General features: G+C 65.4%; 21 protein-coding genes. 13 read left to right on the top strand and 8 right to left on the bottom strand.

Annotated elements, in window-relative coordinates; all coding sequences use genetic code 11:
* Positions 1-2: 2 nt before the first annotated feature.
* The gene (locus tag ACVWW6_RS22950; protein ID WP_060908119.1) at positions 3-920 is read right to left on the bottom strand and encodes an ABC transporter permease subunit; all 918 of its coding nucleotides are present in this window, start codon (positions 918-920) and stop codon (positions 3-5) included.
* 277 nt (positions 921-1,197) lie between these two features.
* On the opposite strand from ACVWW6_RS22950, the gene ACVWW6_RS22955 reads away from it, so the two are divergent.
* Positions 1,198-1,383: a hypothetical protein gene (locus ACVWW6_RS22955; RefSeq protein WP_028173403.1), complete on the top strand. Its 186-nt coding sequence runs from the start codon at positions 1,198-1,200 to the stop codon at positions 1,381-1,383.
* 279 nt (positions 1,384-1,662) lie between these two features.
* A complete protein-coding gene (locus ACVWW6_RS22960) occupies positions 1,663-2,187 on the top strand; it encodes a hypothetical protein (RefSeq protein WP_038967596.1) in 525 nt (174 codons plus the stop codon).
* On the opposite strand, the gene ACVWW6_RS22965 is transcribed toward ACVWW6_RS22960, so the two are convergent.
* From ACVWW6_RS22965 to ACVWW6_RS22975, 3 genes are all read right to left on the bottom strand, one after another.
* On the bottom strand, positions 2,149-2,541 hold the full coding sequence (locus tag ACVWW6_RS22965) for a carboxymuconolactone decarboxylase family protein (RefSeq protein ID WP_011088415.1): 393 nt from the start codon (positions 2,539-2,541) through the stop codon (positions 2,149-2,151). The genes ACVWW6_RS22960 and ACVWW6_RS22965 overlap by 39 nt on opposite strands.
* A 127-nt stretch (positions 2,542-2,668) precedes the next feature.
* A complete protein-coding gene (pcaD, locus tag ACVWW6_RS22970) occupies positions 2,669-3,451 on the bottom strand; it encodes a 3-oxoadipate enol-lactonase (RefSeq protein ID WP_028173405.1) in 783 nt (260 codons plus the stop codon).
* 72 nt (positions 3,452-3,523) lie between these two features.
* Positions 3,524-4,879 (bottom strand): 3-carboxy-cis,cis-muconate cycloisomerase, encoded by a 1,356-nt coding sequence (locus ACVWW6_RS22975; RefSeq protein WP_110116509.1) that lies wholly within the window; start codon positions 4,877-4,879, stop codon positions 3,524-3,526.
* Between the two features lie 172 nt (positions 4,880-5,051).
* On the opposite strand from ACVWW6_RS22975, the gene ACVWW6_RS22980 reads away from it, so the two are divergent.
* From ACVWW6_RS22980 to ACVWW6_RS23015, 8 genes are all read left to right on the top strand, one after another.
* Complete coding sequence (locus tag ACVWW6_RS22980; RefSeq protein ID WP_011088412.1) at positions 5,052-5,498, top strand: SRPBCC family protein; 447 nt, start codon at positions 5,052-5,054, stop codon at positions 5,496-5,498.
* Between the two features lie 135 nt (positions 5,499-5,633).
* Entirely contained in the window at positions 5,634-6,119 is a 486-nt protein-coding gene (locus tag ACVWW6_RS22985; RefSeq protein WP_027560187.1) for a (2Fe-2S)-binding protein, read from the top strand.
* Between the two features lie 36 nt (positions 6,120-6,155).
* The gene (locus ACVWW6_RS22990) at positions 6,156-6,962 is read left to right on the top strand and encodes an FAD binding domain-containing protein (protein ID WP_028173408.1); all 807 of its coding nucleotides are present in this window, start codon (positions 6,156-6,158) and stop codon (positions 6,960-6,962) included.
* 62 nt (positions 6,963-7,024) lie between these two features.
* Positions 7,025-7,933 (top strand): AAA family ATPase, encoded by a 909-nt coding sequence (locus ACVWW6_RS22995; RefSeq protein WP_011088409.1) that lies wholly within the window; start codon positions 7,025-7,027, stop codon positions 7,931-7,933.
* A 144-nt stretch (positions 7,934-8,077) separates the two neighbouring features.
* Positions 8,078-9,280 (top strand): vWA domain-containing protein, encoded by a 1,203-nt coding sequence (locus tag ACVWW6_RS23000; RefSeq protein ID WP_162603621.1) that lies wholly within the window; start codon positions 8,078-8,080, stop codon positions 9,278-9,280.
* Between the two features lie 12 nt (positions 9,281-9,292).
* Complete coding sequence (locus tag ACVWW6_RS23005; protein ID WP_008564652.1) at positions 9,293-9,616, top strand: XdhC family protein; 324 nt, start codon at positions 9,293-9,295, stop codon at positions 9,614-9,616.
* Positions 9,617-9,618: 2 nt separating this feature from the next.
* Positions 9,619-10,320 (top strand): XdhC family protein, encoded by a 702-nt coding sequence (locus tag ACVWW6_RS23010; protein ID WP_456681423.1) that lies wholly within the window; start codon positions 9,619-9,621, stop codon positions 10,318-10,320.
* Positions 10,317-11,921 carry an NTP transferase domain-containing protein gene (locus tag ACVWW6_RS23015; RefSeq protein WP_060908112.1) on the top strand — a complete coding sequence of 535 codons (1,605 nt, stop codon included), beginning with the start codon at positions 10,317-10,319 and terminating at the stop codon, positions 11,919-11,921. Before ACVWW6_RS23010 ends, ACVWW6_RS23015 begins: the two co-directional genes overlap by 4 nt.
* 140 nt (positions 11,922-12,061) lie before the next feature.
* Here ACVWW6_RS23015 and ACVWW6_RS23020 read toward each other — a convergent pair whose 3' ends face one another.
* Positions 12,062-12,553: an avidin/streptavidin family protein gene (locus tag ACVWW6_RS23020; RefSeq protein ID WP_060908111.1), complete on the bottom strand. Its 492-nt coding sequence runs from the start codon at positions 12,551-12,553 to the stop codon at positions 12,062-12,064.
* Positions 12,554-12,730: 177 nt separating this feature from the next.
* On the opposite strand from ACVWW6_RS23020, the gene ACVWW6_RS23025 reads away from it, so the two are divergent.
* The 3 genes from ACVWW6_RS23025 to adhP all read left to right on the top strand — a co-directional run bounded on the left by ACVWW6_RS23025 (position 12,731) and on the right by adhP (position 14,822).
* Positions 12,731-13,120 (top strand): DUF4189 domain-containing protein, encoded by a 390-nt coding sequence (locus ACVWW6_RS23025; protein ID WP_011088403.1) that lies wholly within the window; start codon positions 12,731-12,733, stop codon positions 13,118-13,120.
* A gap of 121 nt (positions 13,121-13,241) precedes the next feature.
* The gene (locus ACVWW6_RS23030) at positions 13,242-13,652 is read left to right on the top strand and encodes a DUF2000 family protein (protein ID WP_456681424.1); all 411 of its coding nucleotides are present in this window, start codon (positions 13,242-13,244) and stop codon (positions 13,650-13,652) included.
* A 144-nt stretch (positions 13,653-13,796) separates the two neighbouring features.
* Positions 13,797-14,822 (top strand): alcohol dehydrogenase AdhP, encoded by a 1,026-nt coding sequence (gene adhP, locus ACVWW6_RS23035; protein ID WP_011088401.1) that lies wholly within the window; start codon positions 13,797-13,799, stop codon positions 14,820-14,822.
* A gap of 119 nt (positions 14,823-14,941) precedes the next feature.
* Here the strand turns inward: adhP and ACVWW6_RS23040 are convergent, their stop codons facing one another.
* From ACVWW6_RS23040 to ACVWW6_RS23050, 3 genes are read right to left on the bottom strand one after another with little or no spacing between them, the layout of a single operon-like run.
* The gene (locus tag ACVWW6_RS23040) at positions 14,942-15,355 is read right to left on the bottom strand and encodes a GFA family protein (protein ID WP_011088400.1); all 414 of its coding nucleotides are present in this window, start codon (positions 15,353-15,355) and stop codon (positions 14,942-14,944) included.
* A gap of 12 nt (positions 15,356-15,367) precedes the next feature.
* Complete coding sequence (locus ACVWW6_RS23045; RefSeq protein WP_011088399.1) at positions 15,368-15,826, bottom strand: SRPBCC family protein; 459 nt, start codon at positions 15,824-15,826, stop codon at positions 15,368-15,370.
* Entirely contained in the window at positions 15,823-16,158 is a 336-nt protein-coding gene (locus tag ACVWW6_RS23050; protein ID WP_011088398.1) for an ArsR/SmtB family transcription factor, read from the bottom strand. The genes ACVWW6_RS23045 and ACVWW6_RS23050 overlap by 4 nt, the downstream gene beginning before the upstream one ends.
* Between the last annotated feature and the right edge of the window lie 67 nt (positions 16,159-16,225).

Consider the following 16,225-nt stretch of genomic DNA (forward strand, 5'->3'; position numbering starts at 1 on the left):
CGTCAGACTTTTTCGACTTCGGGACGGCCGAGCAGGCCGGTCGGCATGAAGATCAGCACGACGATCAGGATCGAGAATGCCGCGACGTCCTTGTATTCGACCGAGAAATAGGCCGACCAGAACGTCTCGATCAGGCCGATCGCAAGACCGCCGAGCATGGCGCCCGGCAGCGAGCCGATTCCGCCGAGCACGGCCGCCGTGAAGGCCTTGATGCCGGCGACGAAGCCCATGAAGAAATCAACCAGACCGTAATAGAGCAGGTACATGAAACCCGCGACCGCGGCGAGCGCGGCGCCGATCACGAAGGTCATGGAGATGGTGCGGTCGACGTCGACGCCCAGCAGGGCCGCCATGGTCTGGTCCTGCTCGCAGGCGCGCATATCGCGCCCGAGCCGCGTGTGCGACACCAGCCAGGTGAAGATCGCCAGCAGCACGATGGTTGTGATGACCACCATGATCTGGATGTTGGAGAGCTGGATGACGAAGCCGTCCGCGCTCTCATGCAGCGTGTAGCCGCCGGTGATGAAGGGCGGGATCGGCTTGACGCGGGCGCCTTGCGCCACCTGCGAATAGTTGGTCAGCACGAACGACATGCCGATCGCCGACAGCATCGGGGCGAGACGGAAGGAATGCCGCAGCGGCCGGTAGGCGATGCGCTCGATGGTCCAGCCATAGAGCGCCGTGATCGCCATCGCGACCAGCAGCACGACGAGCAGGATCACCGGGATCGCGGTCACGCCGAGCGAGATCAGGATCAGGAAGGTGATCAGGGCGATGAAGCCGCCGATCATGAAGACGTCGCCATGGGCGAAGTTGATCATGCCGACGATGCCGTAGACCATCGTGTAGCCGATCGCGATCAGGCCGTAGATGGAGCCGAGCACGAGGCCGTTGATGAGCTGCTGGGCGAAATAATCCATAGGCTGCCGTTACCCAAACTTGACGCGGGCTCAAAGGGAGCTCTTCGAGAGAGTTCTTGGGCCCCGGCAGCCCTTGAGCATTCTTCTCGTTTTGTAACAGGAGGGAACTGGCGGCCGCAACTGGGCAGGCCTAGGCATAACGGCTTGTACAGAACTCATTTGGTTACGGATGTCGTCTCCCGGTTCCGCAGCTGCGAGGAACCGGGTTCCGCGTGGCAACCAAATCCGTGGGCGGTTGTTAGCTTCCCTCTGACGTCCAACAAGGGAGTTCCCCCCGATGACGAAGCAGCAGAACCAGAATCCGGGTCAGCAGACTCAGAACCCCGGCCAGCAGCGCCCAGGTCAGCAGCCAGGGCAGCAGCAGGGCGGTGGGCAGAAACCCGGACAGCAGCAGCAGGATCCGATGCGCCAGGGCGACAAGCCCGGCCAGCAGCATGGTGGCCAGCGCGGTCAGGACAACTAGTTTGGGAGCCCAGTGAGTGAGCAGGAGTGAAGAAGGGCCCCGCTGCAAGGTGGGGCCTTTTTTTCGTTGCTTGGCGTCATTCCGGGGCGGCTCGAAGAGCCGAGCCCGGAATCTCGAGATTCCGGGTCTGGTGCTGACGCACCATCCCGGAATGACGACGTGTGCGGGTGCCCCGTTAAGGTAAACAAAGGGTTTAAATTGCCGCCACGGACTGATGCGAGTTAGCTCCCGGCAAAGCCTTCCCATTGAAGGCGCGTGGCAGGCGAAGCGGGAAGCGGCATGTTCAGGAATTGGCGGATCGACTCGGTCAACGGCGCGCTGCTGGCGGCCTATTTCATCCCCGCCTGGACGCTCGTCGCCTTCAACATCATGGTGGCGCCGGTGCACGGCCTCTACGAGCGGCCGAGCGTTGCTGTCGCGCTGTTCCTCAGCGACCATCTCCAGATGGCGGGGATGGACACGGTACGCGCGGCTTGGCTGCTGGCGCTGGGACGGCTGACCGTGGTGGCGTTCTTCGCGATCTACCTCGCGCTGCTGTGCATTCCCCGCGTCCGCAGGAATGGCGGTAGTGACGAGGCGCTCGGCATTGCGCTGGCGATCGGCAGCGTGATCTCGTTTGCGAGCATGGTCATGGCCTCGAAGGTCGGCGAGATGGACGCGCTCCGGCTGCACGCGACCGAGCTCTTGCTGCTGCTGGGGGCTGCGATCGTGATGGTGATCGAGCGCCCTGTGGCGGCACCCAAGAGCGCCGAGGCCGCCGCGCCGCTAGGTCTTGAGCAGGCCGAGCTCCTGCACAATCGCTGAGGCCTCCTTGACGGCGTGGTTCGCCGCCGGCACGCCGCAATAGATCGCCTGCTGGAGCAGGATTTCCTTGATGTCGTCGGGCGTGAAGCCGCCCTCGGCGAGCGCCGCGCGCACATGCAGGCGGAATTCGTCCCATTGTCCGAGCGCGACCATGGTGCCGATGACCAGCACCCGCCGTGTGCGCTCGTCGAAATGCGGCCGCGTCCAGATCTCGCCCCAGGCGTAGCGCGTGATCAGATCCTGGAAATCGGTGTTGAAGGCATTGCGATTGGCGACTGATTTGTCGACCCAGGCATTGCCCAGCACCTTGCGGCGCACGTTCATGCCGGCATCGCGGCGCTTCTGGTCGTCCATGGTGTTTCTCCGGATCAGTCATCCCGGGGCGCCTCGAAGAGGCGAACCCGGAATCTCGAGGTTGTGAATGCCGATCGAGATTCCGGGGGCGATGCTTTGCATCGCTCCGGAATGACGACAGGCGCAATCAGCGTTGCGTCAGGAACCCCACCACCGCATCGGTGAACGCGTGCGGCTGTTCGACATTGGAAATATGGGCGGCGTCGATGATGGTCATGTTGGCGCCGGGAATTTTCGAGCGGATCAGTTCACCCGCCGAGATCGGCGTCGCCATGTCGTGGCGGCCGGCGATCACCAGCGTCGGGCTCTTGATCTTTGGCAGCAGCTCGCGCTGGTCGAGCGTCGACAGCGCCTCGCAGCAGGCGAGATAGCCCTCCACGGGTGAGGCGAGCAGCATCGCTTTCATCCGGGCGGTGATGTCAGGCTCGCGCTCGCGGAAATCCTGGGTGAGCCAGCCCGCGATCACGGCATCGGCCACCGCCGCGATGCCGCCCTTCTTCACGGCATCGATGCGTTCCAGCCATTTGGTCGGCTCGGCATAGTAGCAGGAGGTGTTGGCGAGGATGAGCTTGCCGAAGCGCTCCGGCGCATTCGCGCCCAGCCATTGTCCCACCATGCCGCCCATCGACAGGCCGCACCAATGCACCTTCTCGATGTTGAGATCGTCGAGGATCGCCAGCACGTCGCGGCCGAAGCGCTCCATCGTGTAAGGGCCGGGGGGAACGTTCGACTTGCCGTGACCGCGGCGGTCATAGCGGATGACGCGGAACACCTGCGTCAGCGCCTTCATCTGCGGCTCCCACATCTGAAGCGTGCAGCCGAGCGAATTGGACAGCATCAAGGTCGGCCCGCCGTCGCGGCCTTCGACGGAGACGTTGATCAGGCAACCGTCGGCATCGATCATGGGCATGCGGCGTCTCCGTTCTGGAGCATGATCCGGAAAAGTGTGGAGCGGTTTTCCGAAGGGATCATGCTCAAACAATCAATCTCGCTCGAGGCTGTCGAGCAGCCGGTCGATCATGGCTTGGGAAGCCCCTTGATAGGCCATCGGCTCGAACAATGCCGCAATTTTTTCCGGCGAAAGATGCGCTGTGACCTGCGAATCGGCCGCGAGAACCTCGCGCAGATGCTTCTTCTCGGCGACCGCGCGCTTGCTCGCGGCCTCGATGAGATGATGCGCATCGCTCTTGCCGATCCTCTCGGCCAGCGCAAAGGTGACCGCCTCGGCCATGATCAGCCCGTGCGTCGCATCGAGATTGCTGCGCATGCGCGCGGCATCGACGTCCAGGCCCTCGGCGATGTCGACGATGGCGGCGAGCGCGCCCGAAGTGACCAGCATCAGTTGAGGCAGCGTCGGCCATTCCGCATGCCAGGGGCCGGCGCTGCGCTCGTGGTCCTGTACCTGCGCGGCAAAAATCGTCGCGGCGAGCTGCGGGGCCATGGTGGCACATCCCAGCGCGCTTGCGGCTGCGACAGGGTTGCGCTTGTGCGGCATGGTCGAGGAGCCGCCGCGGCCTTCGCCGGCCGGCTCGAACGCCTCGGCGACATCGGTCTGCATCATCAGCGAGACGTCGCGCGCGATCTTGCCGCAGCTTCCGGCGAGAATCGCAAGGGCCGATGCGGCTTCCGCGATGCGGTCGCGATGGGTGTGCCAGGGTGCTTCCGGCAGCGGCAGGTTGAGCTCTTGCGCCAGTCGCTCCGCGACGACGAGCCCCTTGTCGCCGAGGGCCGCGAGCGTGCCGGCCGCGCCGCCGAATTGCAGCGCGAGGCCGTCGCGGGAGAGCCGCCTGAGGCGGCAGCGGGCGCGGGCAAGACTTGCGGCATATTCGGCGGCCTTGAGCCCGAACGGCATCGGCAGCGCGTGCTGGAGCCAGGTCCGCGCCACCATTGCGGTGTTGCGATGATTGCGCGCCAGTGCGGCAAAACCCTTGATGGCGCGGCTGAGGTCGGCATCCAGCGCGTCGATGGCGGCGCGCAGCGTGAGCATGGTCGCGGTGTCGATGACGTCCTGGCTGGTCGCGCCCCAATGCACGTAGCGTGCGGCCTCCGCATCGGCCTTCGCGACGTTGGCGGTCAGCGCCTTGACCAGGGGAATCGCGAGATTGCCGGACCGTGTCGCGGCCTCGGCCAGCGCGGCGATGTCAAAGGCATCCGCCTTGCAGGCGGCTTCGATCGGGCCCACGGCGGCCGCGGGAATCACGCCGGTGGCGGCTTCGGCGCGCGCCAAGGCTGCCTCAAAATCGAGCATGTTCTGGAGCGTTGACCGGTCGTCGCAGACGGCGCGCATGGCGGCGCTCGACAGCATCGGCGCAAGCAGGGGGGAGAGGGCTGTGCTCATGTTGCGCGGGACCTAACCATCATGGCCCGCCTGTGCCAATCCAAAACCGACCGCGCAAGATTTTTTGCAGTTGCGAATATGCATTGCACGTGGCCGGAGGCCGCCCTTTCCTTTGCGGCCTACGTGCGTTACTTGAACAGCATTATAATTGCACGATCCCGGGAGGCACCCCATGGCCATGACGATGAACGGCGAAGTCCAGCTTGCGGCGCCGCGCGAGGCTGTGTGGGCCAAGCTCAACGATCCCGAGGTGCTGAAGGCCTGCATCCCCGGCTGCGAGGAGCTGGAGAAGACCGACGACGGCGGCTTTCGCGCCACAGCGAAAATGAAGGTCGGCCCGGTGTCGGCGCGCTTCAAGGGCAAGGTGACGCTCTCCGATCTCGATCCGCCGAACGGCTACAAGATCTCCGGCGAAGGCGAGGGCGGGGTGGCGGGCTTTGCCAAGGGCGGCGCCGTGGTCAAGCTGGCGGAGAAGGACGGCGGCACGCTGCTCTCCTACGACGTCGAGGCGCAGATCGGCGGCAAGTTGGCGCAGCTCGGACAACGCCTCATCAACGGCGCCGCCAAGAAGCTGGCCGACGAGTTTTTCGCGAACTTCGCCAAGGCGGTACAGGGCTGAAGGCTATCGCCTTTCGGCATGGCGCCTTGCGTCCGGGGTGATGTTGCCCCGGGGCATAATGGCCCATATGATGGGTTGGAATAATTATAAGAACCGCTTCGACGGGACCCGTCGGGGCGCTGATAGAGAGTGCTTATGGCGAAAATCTCCCTCATCGTGAACGGCAATCCTGTGACGGCCAACGTCGATCCCCGCACGCTTCTGGTGCAGTTCCTGCGCGAGAATCTGCGGCTGACCGGCACCCATGTCGGCTGCGACACCTCGCAGTGCGGCGCCTGCGTCGTGCATCTCGACGGCAAGGCCGTGAAGTCCTGCACCACGCTTGCCGTGATGGCTGACGGCCACGAGGTCAAGACGATCGAGGGGCTGGCTGCCGACGGCGCGCCGCTGCATCCGATGCAGGAAGCCTTCCGCGAGCACCATGGCCTGCAGTGCGGCTTCTGCACGCCCGGCATGATCATGACCGCGATCGACATCGTCCATCGCAAGGGGCACGAGGTCGACGACCACACCATCCGCGAGGAGCTGGAAGGCAATCTCTGCCGCTGCACCGGCTACCAGAACATCGTCGCCTCGATCTCCGCCGGCGCCAAGGCGATGGCGAAATCCGACCTCGCCTAAATCGACACGCGCGCATCCCGCGATCAGGACATTCAGATGTACGAATTCAAATATCATCGCCCCGGGACCGTTCGGCAGGCCGCCAACCTCCTGGTGAAGAACGAAGACGCCAAGGTGATCGCCGGCGGTCACACGCTGATTCCGGTCATGAAGCAGCGCCTCGCGAGCCCTCCGCATCTGGTCGACCTCTCCCACATCGAGGGGCTCAACGCGATCGAGATGAAGGGCCGCTCGCTGGTGATCGGCGCCACCGCCAAGCACGCCGAGGTCGCGACCTCCGCCGTCGTCGGCGAAGCGATCCCGGCGCTCGCGAGCCTTGCCGGCGGAATCGGCGATCCCGCCGTGCGCCACAAGGGCACGATCGGCGGCTCGCTCGCCAACAACGATCCGACCGCGGACTATCCGGCCGCGGTGCTTGCGCTCGGGGCGACCATCGTCACCAACAAGCGCCGCCTCAAGGCCGAGGAGTATTTCCAGGGCCTGTTCACGACGGCCCTCGAGGCCGACGAGATCATCACCAAGGTGATGTTCCCGCTGCCGAAGAAGGCCGCCTACATCAAATTCCGCAACCAGGCCTCGCGCTACGCGCTGGTCGGCGTGTTCGTGGCGCGGCGTCCGTCGGACGTGCGCGTTGCCGTCACCGGCGCCGGCTCCGAAGGCGTGTTCCGCGTCACCGCGTTTGAGGAAGCCCTGAAGAAGCGCTTCTCGGCGAAAGCCCTTGATGGCATCGAGGTGCCGGCCGAGGGTCTCAACAGCGACATCCACGGCAGTGCCGAATACCGCGCGCACCTCATCGGGGTGCTGACGCGGCGGGCCGTCGACGCCGCCAATGCCAAGGAATGATGGGCCTCACCAACTGGCCCAACGACTTGCCCCGGTGAGGGCGTAACCAAGACTGGCCTTTCATGACTTCAGCCGCCCTGCCGGCATCGGTTGATGCGATGCTCGAACTCCTGACGTCGCGCGGCTATCTCGCCGAGCGGTCGCTGGCGACGGTGACGTATCTGTCGCTGCGCATGGGCCGGCCGCTGTTTCTCGAAGGCGAGGCCGGCGTCGGCAAGACCGAGATCGCAAAAGTGCTGTCGGCGGCGCTGGGGCGGAAGCTGATCCGCCTGCAGTGCTACGAAGGCCTCGACGTCTCCTCGGCCGTGTACGAGTGGAATAGCGCCGCGCAGATGATCGCGATCCGGATGGCGGAAGCCGCCGGCGACACCGATCGCGATCAACTGTCGAGCGACATCTTCGCCGACCGCTACATGATCAAGCGGCCGCTGCTCCAGGCGCTGGAGCCTGACGTCGCGGGTCCGCCGGTGCTCCTGATCGACGAGCTCGACCGCGCCGACGAGGCGTTCGAAGCCTATCTCCTGGAAATCCTCAGTGACTTCCAGGTGACCATTCCCGAATTCGGCACCGTGAAGGCGCCGTATCCGCCGATCGTCATCATCACCTCCAACCGCACCCGCGAGATCCACGACGCGCTGAAGCGGCGCTGCCTCTATCACTGGGTGGACTATCCCGCCGCCGAGCGCGAGCTCGCGATCGTCAAGACGCGCGTGCCCGGCATCTCCACAAAGCTGTCGCAGCAGGTGGTGCGCTTTGTCCAGGCGCTGCGCAACCAGGACTTCTACAAGTCGCCGGGCGTCGCCGAGACCATCGACTGGGCCACCGCGCTGTCCGAGCTCGACGCCCGCTCGCTGACCCCGCAGGTGGTCGGCGACACGCTGGGCGCGCTGCTCAAGTACCAGGACGACATCACCCGCATGCAGGGCGACACCCTGCAGAAGGTGCTGAAGGAAGCGACGAGCGAGGATTGATCTCGCGTCAAATTGCGCCCGTCATTCCGGGGCGCGCGTAGCGCGAACCCGGAATCCATCGGGCCGCAGAGTTCGTGGATGAATGGATTCCGGGCTCGCGCCAAAGAGGCGCGCCCCGGAATGACGAGGGGATGGATACGACCCATGGCCATCAACCACCTGGCGCCCGAGCAGACCGAGCAGTTCGCCGACAACATCGTCGGCTTCGCCCGCGCGTTGCGCTCTGCGGGCATGCCGGTCGGGCCGGGCGCAGTGATCGATGCCATGAGCGCGCTCCAGGTGATCGACATCGGCAACCGCGCCGATGTCTTTGCCACGCTGGAGGCGATCTTCGTCAAGCGCCACGAGCATGCGCTGATCTTCAAGCAGGCCTTCAACCTGTTCTTCCGCGCCTCGGAGGAGTGGAAGCACATGCTGGATTCGGTGCCGCTGCCGGAGCAGGCCAAGAAGAAGCCGCAGGCCGGTGCGCGCCGCGTGCAGGAAGCGATGTCGCAGCCGCGCATGACGGAGACGCCGCAGCACCAGGAGCAGGATCTGCGCCTGTCGGTCTCCGACAAGGAAATCCTTCAGAAGAAGGATTTTGCCCAGATGAGCGCGGCGGAGATCAGCGAGGCCCTGCGCGCCGTCGAGCGGATGCGGCTGCCGCAGGCCGAGCTCCTGACGCGCCGGCACCGGCCCGATTCCCGCGGCCTGCGCCTCGATCTGCGCCGCACGCTGCGTGCGTCATTGCGCACCGGTGGCGACATCATCGACATTCATCGCCTGGGGCGGATCGAGAAACCGGCGCCGATCGTCGCGCTGCTCGACATCTCGGGTTCGATGAACGAGTACACGCGCCTGTTCCTGCATTTCCTCCATGCCATCGGCGATGCGCGCAAGCGCGTCTCGGTGTTCCTGTTCGGCACCCGCCTCACCAACGTCACCCGCGCGCTGCGCCAGCGCGATCCCGACGAGGCGCTGGCGAGCTGCTCGGCCTCGGTCGAGGATTGGGCCGGCGGTACGCGGATCTCGGCCTCGCTGCACAACTTCAACAAATTGTGGGCGCGCCGGGTCCTGAGCCAGGGCGCCATCGTGCTCCTGATCTCCGACGGGCTGGAGCGGGAGGCCGATTCCAGGCTCGCCTTCGAGATGGACCGGCTGCACCGCTCCTGCCGGCGGCTGATCTGGCTCAACCCGCTGTTGCGCTTCGGCGGCTTCGAGGCCAAGGCGCAGGGCATCAAAATGATGCTTCCGCACGTTGACGAATTCCGCCCGGTACATAATTTGAGTTCGATCCAGGAGCTGATCACGACGCTCTCCCGGCCGCTGCCGCCGCATCACCGCAGCCTGATCCGCTCCGCAGCTTGAGAGGTTACCCCCATGCTCGATCGCGACGAGGACATTCTGAAGGCGGCGGAGGACTGGCAGAAGGCCGGCCGTGGCGTCGCGCTCGCCACAGTCGTCGAGACCTGGGGCTCGGCGCCGCGCCCGGCGGGCTCGAGCCTCGTCATCAACGACGAGGGCACGTTCTTAGGCTCGGTCTCCGGCGGCTGCGTGGAGGGCGCCGTGGTCACCGAGGCCATGGACGTGATCGAGAGCGGCAAGCCCAAGATGCTGGAGTTCGGCGTCGCCGACGAGACCGCCTGGAATGTCGGGCTGTCCTGCGGCGGCACCATCCGTGTCTTCGTCGAGAAGGTCGGCTAGCCGTGAAGCTCGCGATTTTGCACGAATTCAATGCCGAGCGCGCCGCGCGCCGCCCGGCGATCTTGGTGACGGACACCGAGAGCGGCGAGCAGCGCCTGGTCAAGGCGCAGGATTTCGCGAAAGACCCGCTGCGCGTCGAGCTCGAAAAACAGCTTCGCATGGGCAAGAGCGCCAATGTCGAGGTCGGCGGCAAGAAGCTGTTCCTCAACGTCTACGCGCCGACCGCAAAGCTCGTCATCGTCGGCGCGGTCCATATCAGTCAGGCGCTGGCGCCGCTGGCGCGCTCGCTCGGTTACGACGTCACGGTCGTCGATCCGCGCACGGCCTTTGCAAGCGCAGAGCGCTTCCCCGACATTCCGCTGGTGGCCGAATGGCCCGACACCGCGCTGCCGCCGCTCAACGTCGATGCCTACACGGCTTTCGTCGCGGTGACGCACGATCCCAAGATCGACGATCCTGCGCTGCTGCACGCCTTCGAGCGCGGCTGCTTCTATATCGGCGCGCTGGGCTCGCGGAAGACCCATGCCAAGCGCGGCGACCGGCTGCGGGCGCAGGGCGCCAAGGACAGCGATATCGCGCGCATCCACGCGCCCATTGGCCTTGCGATCGGCGCCGTCTCGCCGTCGGAGATCGCGGTGTCGATCATGGCCGAGATCACGGCGGTGCTTCGGCTGCCACCCAAAGAAAAAGAAGAAGCGGCATGAAATTCGGCCCGGCGAGCCCCAAGGATGCGATCGGCGGGGTGACCGTCCACACCCTGCGCCAGGGACCGCTGGTGCTGAAGAAGGGCACGACGATCGGGCCCGCCGAGGTCGAGGCGCTGGAGCGCGCCGGCATCAAGGACGTCGTCGTGGTGCGGATGGAGGAGGGCGACGTCTCCGAGGATATCGCCGCCGCCAGCATCGCGCTCGCGGTCGGCGGCGAGGGCATCCATGTCGAGCGCGCCTTCACCGGCCGCGCCAATCTGTTCGCGGCATGCCCGGGCGTGCTGGTGATCGACCGCGCCGCGGTCGATCGCATCAACAATATCGACGAGGCCATCACCTTTGCGACGCTCACCGCCTACAAGCCGGTGGTCGAGGGGGAGATGGTCGGCACGGTCAAGATCATCCCGTTCGGCGTCGAGGGCGCTTTGCGCGACGCCGCGGTGAAGGCGGCCGGCCGGGACGTCCTGAAGATCGCGCCCTACGTGATCAAGCGCGTCGGCGTGGTCTCGACGCTGCTGCCGGGCCTGTCCTCCAAGGTGATCGACAAGACGCTGCGCGTCACCGCCGAGCGGCTGGCGCCGGCCGGCGCCGGCATCATCGCGGAGCGACGGGTCCAGCACGACGAGCACGCGCTGTCGGCCGCGATCAAGGAATTGCTCGCGCTCGGCGCGGAGCTCGTCATCGTGTTCGGGGCGTCCGCGATCGCGGATCGCCGCGACGTGATCCCGGCGGCCGTCACCGGGATCGGCGGCGAGATCGAGCATTTCGGCATGCCGGTCGATCCCGGCAATCTGCTGCTGATCGCCCGCGCCGACGGCGTGCCGGTGCTGGGCGCGCCGGGCTGCGCGCGCTCGCCGGTCGAGAACGGGTTTGACTGGGTGCTGATGCGTCTGCTCGCCGGCATCAAGGTGACCCGCGCCGAGCTGATGGGCATGGGCGTCGGCGGGCTCCTGATGGAGATCGTCACGCGTCCGCAGCCGCGCGCGAGGCCCGAGATCGAGGGCAACAGCCAGGTCGCCGCCATCGTGCTCGCGGCTGGGCGCTCGACCCGCATGGGTGGGCCGAACAAGCTGCTCGCCGAGCTCGACGGCAAGAAGCTGGTGCGGATCGCGACCGAGCAGGCGCTGGCCTCCAAGGCATCCGAGGTGATCGTCGTCACCGGCCATCAGACCGAACTGGTCGAGCAGGCGCTGCAAGGCTTGAAGGTGAAATTCGTCCGCAATCCGGATTTCGCCGGCGGCATCGCGAGCTCGGTCAAGGCCGGCATCGCGGCCGTGCCCGAAGCTTGCGACGGCGCCGTGGTTTGCCTCGGCGACATGCCGCTGATCGATGCCGGCCTGATCGACCGTCTCATCGACAGCTTCGCACCGGACCGCGGCAATCTCATCGTCGTGCCCGTCAGCGAGGGCCGCCGCGGCAACCCCGTGCTGTGGTCGCGCCGCTTCTTCCGGGAGCTGATGACGCTCGATGGCGACGTCGGCGCGCGCCACCTGATCGCCAAGCACACCGAGGCGGTTGCGGAAGTGCCCGTCGACGGCGAGGGCGCGTTCCTCGACATCGACACGCCCCAGGCGCTGGAAGCGGCAAGACGGGGATAGTGTGTAGGGTGGGTTAGCCTTGCGGCTGCGCGCAAGCGCAGTCCGCTGGGCGTACCCCACCAACTTCGTCCCGCATTCGTTGAAGCGTGGTGGGTTACGCTGCGCTAACCCACGCTACGAAGCGGATTCGCTTCGCTCGCCTACTTCTTGGTGTTCGACAGCTTCTCGCTGCCGGCCTTCAGATCGACGCCGCTCTTGGTCAGGAGGGCCTTGTCGCCGCTGCTGAACGTGAACGTGTCGGCGCCCGCGCTGATGCCGTTCCACGCCACGGCTTCGGCGAGGGACAGATACCACAATCCCTGGAATCCCGACGCATTGTTCAATTGCCCCGTCCAGACGGTGGTCGATCCGCAGCCGAGGAAGTTCACCGAGAAACTGATCGCAGTGCCCGTGTTGCCGTAGGCCAGCCAACCCGTCACACCTTGCGGCTTGCCCTCGTCACAACTGTTTGCAGCGTTGTTGGTATAGGTCCCCGCGATCGCGCCCGTGTTCGAGTTGAAGCTGGTGATGGCCAGGGTCGAGCCATACTGGTTGGTCCAGGTCCAGTTCACCGACTGCGCATATGCGGGCAGGGGTCCGATCAGGGACGCCGACGCAATCATCGCCAAGAGCATTCCGTTGAAGTGACGCATGGTTGTTTCCTCCGGCTCTCTGCTTGGAGCGTCAACTACTTTAAATGATGCGCTTCACAAATACAACTAAAAGATGTATGAGGTCGCTCGTGCGTCCGTCAGGGTTTTCAACCACTCGTTCAAACGGTCCCGCGCTTAGAGTTCCCTCCACCTGCCTTGGGGGGAGGGGTTTTTTCCATGGCTTCGAATGTCGTCGCGCGCCGTTGCGCGATGTTTTTCTTTGCGTTGTCTGTTTGTGTCGCGGGCGCTCGCCACATCACGGATGCACGCGCCGCCGGCGCGTTTGCGGTCGGCAAATGCGGTGCCTATGGCCAGGCTTTCGATTACGGCGCCGAGCACGAGGCCCGCGCCGCGGCGCAGAAGCAGTGCAAGGGCGACTGCACGACGGTGACGATGAAGCGCGCCTGCGCGGCGATGTCCGTCGATCTGTCCAATCCTTGCGGTGCCTATGGCTATGCCGTCAAGCCGAAGATCTCCGCCTCGCTCAACGCCGCCACGCGCGAATGCTACAAATACGGCGGCAAGGAATGCGTGATCCGCGCCTGGGCCTGCGACGCGAAGGGTTGAATTCTCCTCCGTCATTCCGGGGGGTCGCGCAGCGACGAACCCGGAATCTCGTGCGATAATCTCCAGATTCCGGGTCTGCGCCTGACGGCGCATCCCGGAATGACGATTTGTGGAGACATGTATGCAGTTCGATACCAAGATCGCCGTGGTGATCCGCAGCGATCTCCAGGCCTGGCAGAAGCTCAACGTCGCGGCTTTCCTCACCAGCGGCATCGCCGCCGCCTTTCCGGAATGCATCGGTGAACCCTATGAGGACGCCTCGGGCACGACATATCACGCGCTGATCGGCCAACCGATCCTGATCTACGGCGCCGAAGGTCCGGCACTGTCGCGCGCGCTCGACCGTGCGCTCACCCGCAACGTGGTGCCGGCGGTCTACACCGAGGACATGTTCAAGACCACGCATGATGCCGCCAATCGCGAGGCGGTGAGGGGCGTGGCGCGTGCCGATCTCAACCTGGTCGGTATCGCCGTTCGCGCCGAGCGCAAGGTGATCGACAAGATCGTCGACGGCCTCAAGTTCCATAGCTGACACGATCCCGCGCTTTGCGCCGCGTCGTCATCGCGATGTCACGATGGCGCGAGCGCTTGCGCAAACTTTGTGCTGTTTGACCCCAATCAAAGGAGCCTCGCATGGCGACGCTAGTCTGCACCCGTGATGCAAGGGAGCAGACAGATGCCGACCATGAAAGCCGCAATCGTCAGACAATTCGGCAAGCCGCTCGTGATCGAGGACGTGCCGGTGCCGCAGCCCGGACCCGGCGAGGTTCTGGTCAAGGTCAAGGCGTGCGGCGTCTGCCATACCGATTTGCACGCAGCCTCCGGCGACTGGCCGGTGAAGCCGGTTCCGCCTTTCATCCCGGGCCATGAGGTTGCCGGCATCGTCGCCGCGCTCGGATCCGGCGTGAAAAATCTGAAGGTGGGCGATGCCGTCGGCGTCGCCTGGCTGCACGATGCCTGCATGTCCTGTGAATATTGCGAGACCGGCTGGGAGACGCTGTGCGAGCACCAGCACAACACCGGCTACAGCGTGAACGGGGGCTTTGCCGAATATGTCATCGCCTCGGCTGCCTTCGCCGCCAAACTGCCGGCGACGATCGATTTTGCGGGCATCGCGCCGATCCTGTGCGCGGGCGTCACCACCTACAAGGGCTTGAAGGAGACGGAGGCAAAGCCCGGCGAGTGGGTCGTGATCTCGGGCGTCGGCGGGCTCGGCCATGTCGCGATCCAATATGCCAAGGCGATGGGCCTCAAGGTCGCGGCCGTCGATATCGCCGACGACAAGCTCGAGCTCGCGCGCGAGACCGGCGCCGACCTCGCCGTCAACGCGCTCGCAGCCGATGCCGTGGACAAGGTGTTGGCGGTAACCGGGGGAGGGGCGCACGGCGTGCTGGTGACGGCGGTCTCGACCGCCGCGTTCGCCCAGGCGCTGAAGATGGTGCGCCGGAAGGGCACCGTCAGCCTCGTCGGCCTGCCGCCGGGCGAATTCCCGACGCCGATCTTCGACGTCGTGCTCAAACGCATCACCGTGCGCGGCTCCATCGTCGGCACCCGCCGCGATCTCGACGAAGCCATCGCATTCGCCGCCGACGGCAAGGTCAAGGCCGAGGTGACAAAGGTGCCGCTCGCTGAGATCAACGACGTCTTCGACCGGATGAAGGCCGGCAAGATCGAAGGCCGCATGGTGCTGGATTTTGGCTAGTGCGTTGTGAAACGAGCCGTTGCCGCGAAGGAGGTGCGCTCCCTCTCCCGCAAGCGGGAGAGGTGCACCGAGTTTGCGGCGATGCTTTTCGTATCAAAGGGACGTCGCTCTCTCGCTGCCTACCCCGGCGGCATGCCTTCGAACTTCGGCAAGTCCGGATCGAGACGATCCCATTGATGGCCGCGCGCGGCGTAAGTCACCACCTGCGGCTTGTAGCGGGCGGGCTCGTCGAGGCTTGCGGCGCGGATGGTGAAGATGTCGGGCATTGCCGCAAAGGTCAGGTAAACCGGCAAGCCGCACCGGGCGCAGAAGCCGCGCGTCTTCACGTTGCCGCTGTCGCCGACCATGTCCCAGTGCTTCGCCTCGCCGGTTACGGTGACGCCGGCGCGCGCGAAGGTCGCGTAGGAGCCGTGGCCGCTGCCGCTTTCCCGCTGGCAGTCCCGGCACTGGCAGTGATTGCTGAACAGGGGCTCCCCCAGAATCGAATAGCGGATCGCGCCGCAGGCGCAGCCGCCTGTATAGGGCTTGTCCATCGCGATAACTCCTTACTCGCCACTGATCTCGTCAAGCTGGCGGACGACCTTCTTCCAGCCGCCACTCATCACCGTGTAGGCCGACTCGTTTCTGGGCAGGACGAAGCCGGCATGAACCAGGCGGATCCGCGTGCCGGCTTCGACCGGGGTGAGGGACCACGTCACGACCGTGTCGAGCGGCGCGCCGTAGCCGGTGTTGCGCTCATCGCCGCCCTTCCAGGCGTAGACAAGGCGCCGGTTCGGCACGACCTCCAGAACCCGGCAATGGATGACGCCATCCCAGTTGCCGCCCGGAGTGGTCTGGAACGTGAAGGCCTTGCCTTCGACGGCTTCAAAACCGGTCGGCGGCATCAGCCAGCGCGCGATCAGCTGGGCGCTGGTCAACGCCTTCCAGATCGTCTCCGCAACGTGAGGGAACACCTCGTCGATGACGATGTCTTTGGTCTCGGCTTTCAACTCGGCAGCACTCACGGATCGATCTCCTTCAAGAGGTCACGCAGGTTCTGGAAGCGCTCGCGCCAGAAGACGCCGTAATGATCCATCCAGGTCACCAGCGGCTCGAGTCCTTGCGGCGCGGCGCGGTAGTAGACGTTGCGGCCCTCCGCGCGCTCGGCAACGAGGCCGGCCTGCTTCAGCGACTTCAGGTGTTGCGAGATCGCGCCTTGCGTCACGCCACTGCCGCGCGTCAGCTCGGCGACGCTGATCTCCTTGCTCTCGAAGACGCGTTCGAACACGGCGCGGCGGGTCGGATCGGCGAGGGCGCGCATCACGGTGGTGACGGGGTTTGGGGCGGCTTCGATCATGGCGATAAATTAGTGAGGGCTAATTCATTAGTCAATGCTAATTTAATTCGGCCGCTCTGGCTGACAT

The sequence above is a fragment of the Bradyrhizobium sp. USDA 3311 genome (genome assembly GCF_054062495.1).

Excerpts from the sequence above, each read along its gene's own strand:
- ACVWW6_RS22950 (WP_060908119.1), bottom strand. The coding sequence starts at position 920 with ATGGATTATTTCGCCCAGCAGCTCATCAACGGCCTCGTGCTCGGCTCC.
- ACVWW6_RS22955 (WP_028173403.1), top strand. The coding sequence starts at position 1,198 with ATGACGAAGCAGCAGAACCAGAATCCGGGTCAGCAGACTCAGAACCCC.
- ACVWW6_RS22960 (WP_038967596.1), top strand. The coding sequence starts at position 1,663 with ATGTTCAGGAATTGGCGGATCGACTCGGTCAACGGCGCGCTGCTGGCG.
- ACVWW6_RS22965 (WP_011088415.1), bottom strand. The coding sequence starts at position 2,541 with ATGGACGACCAGAAGCGCCGCGATGCCGGCATGAACGTGCGCCGCAAG.
- pcaD (WP_028173405.1), bottom strand. The coding sequence starts at position 3,451 with ATGCCCATGATCGATGCCGACGGTTGCCTGATCAACGTCTCCGTCGAA.
- ACVWW6_RS22975 (WP_110116509.1), bottom strand. The coding sequence starts at position 4,879 with ATGAGCACAGCCCTCTCCCCCCTGCTTGCGCCGATGCTGTCGAGCGCC.
- ACVWW6_RS22980 (WP_011088412.1), top strand. The coding sequence starts at position 5,052 with ATGGCCATGACGATGAACGGCGAAGTCCAGCTTGCGGCGCCGCGCGAG.
- ACVWW6_RS22985 (WP_027560187.1), top strand. The coding sequence starts at position 5,634 with ATGGCGAAAATCTCCCTCATCGTGAACGGCAATCCTGTGACGGCCAAC.
- ACVWW6_RS22990 (WP_028173408.1), top strand. The coding sequence starts at position 6,156 with ATGTACGAATTCAAATATCATCGCCCCGGGACCGTTCGGCAGGCCGCC.
- ACVWW6_RS22995 (WP_011088409.1), top strand. The coding sequence starts at position 7,025 with ATGACTTCAGCCGCCCTGCCGGCATCGGTTGATGCGATGCTCGAACTC.
- ACVWW6_RS23000 (WP_162603621.1), top strand. The coding sequence starts at position 8,078 with ATGGCCATCAACCACCTGGCGCCCGAGCAGACCGAGCAGTTCGCCGAC.
- ACVWW6_RS23005 (WP_008564652.1), top strand. The coding sequence starts at position 9,293 with ATGCTCGATCGCGACGAGGACATTCTGAAGGCGGCGGAGGACTGGCAG.
- ACVWW6_RS23015 (WP_060908112.1), top strand. The coding sequence starts at position 10,317 with ATGAAATTCGGCCCGGCGAGCCCCAAGGATGCGATCGGCGGGGTGACC.
- ACVWW6_RS23020 (WP_060908111.1), bottom strand. The coding sequence starts at position 12,553 with ATGCGTCACTTCAACGGAATGCTCTTGGCGATGATTGCGTCGGCGTCC.
- ACVWW6_RS23025 (WP_011088403.1), top strand. The coding sequence starts at position 12,731 with ATGGCTTCGAATGTCGTCGCGCGCCGTTGCGCGATGTTTTTCTTTGCG.
- ACVWW6_RS23030 (WP_456681424.1), top strand. The coding sequence starts at position 13,242 with ATGCAGTTCGATACCAAGATCGCCGTGGTGATCCGCAGCGATCTCCAG.
- adhP (WP_011088401.1), top strand. The coding sequence starts at position 13,797 with ATGCCGACCATGAAAGCCGCAATCGTCAGACAATTCGGCAAGCCGCTC.
- ACVWW6_RS23040 (WP_011088400.1), bottom strand. The coding sequence starts at position 15,355 with ATGGACAAGCCCTATACAGGCGGCTGCGCCTGCGGCGCGATCCGCTAT.
- ACVWW6_RS23050 (WP_011088398.1), bottom strand. The coding sequence starts at position 16,158 with ATGATCGAAGCCGCCCCAAACCCCGTCACCACCGTGATGCGCGCCCTC.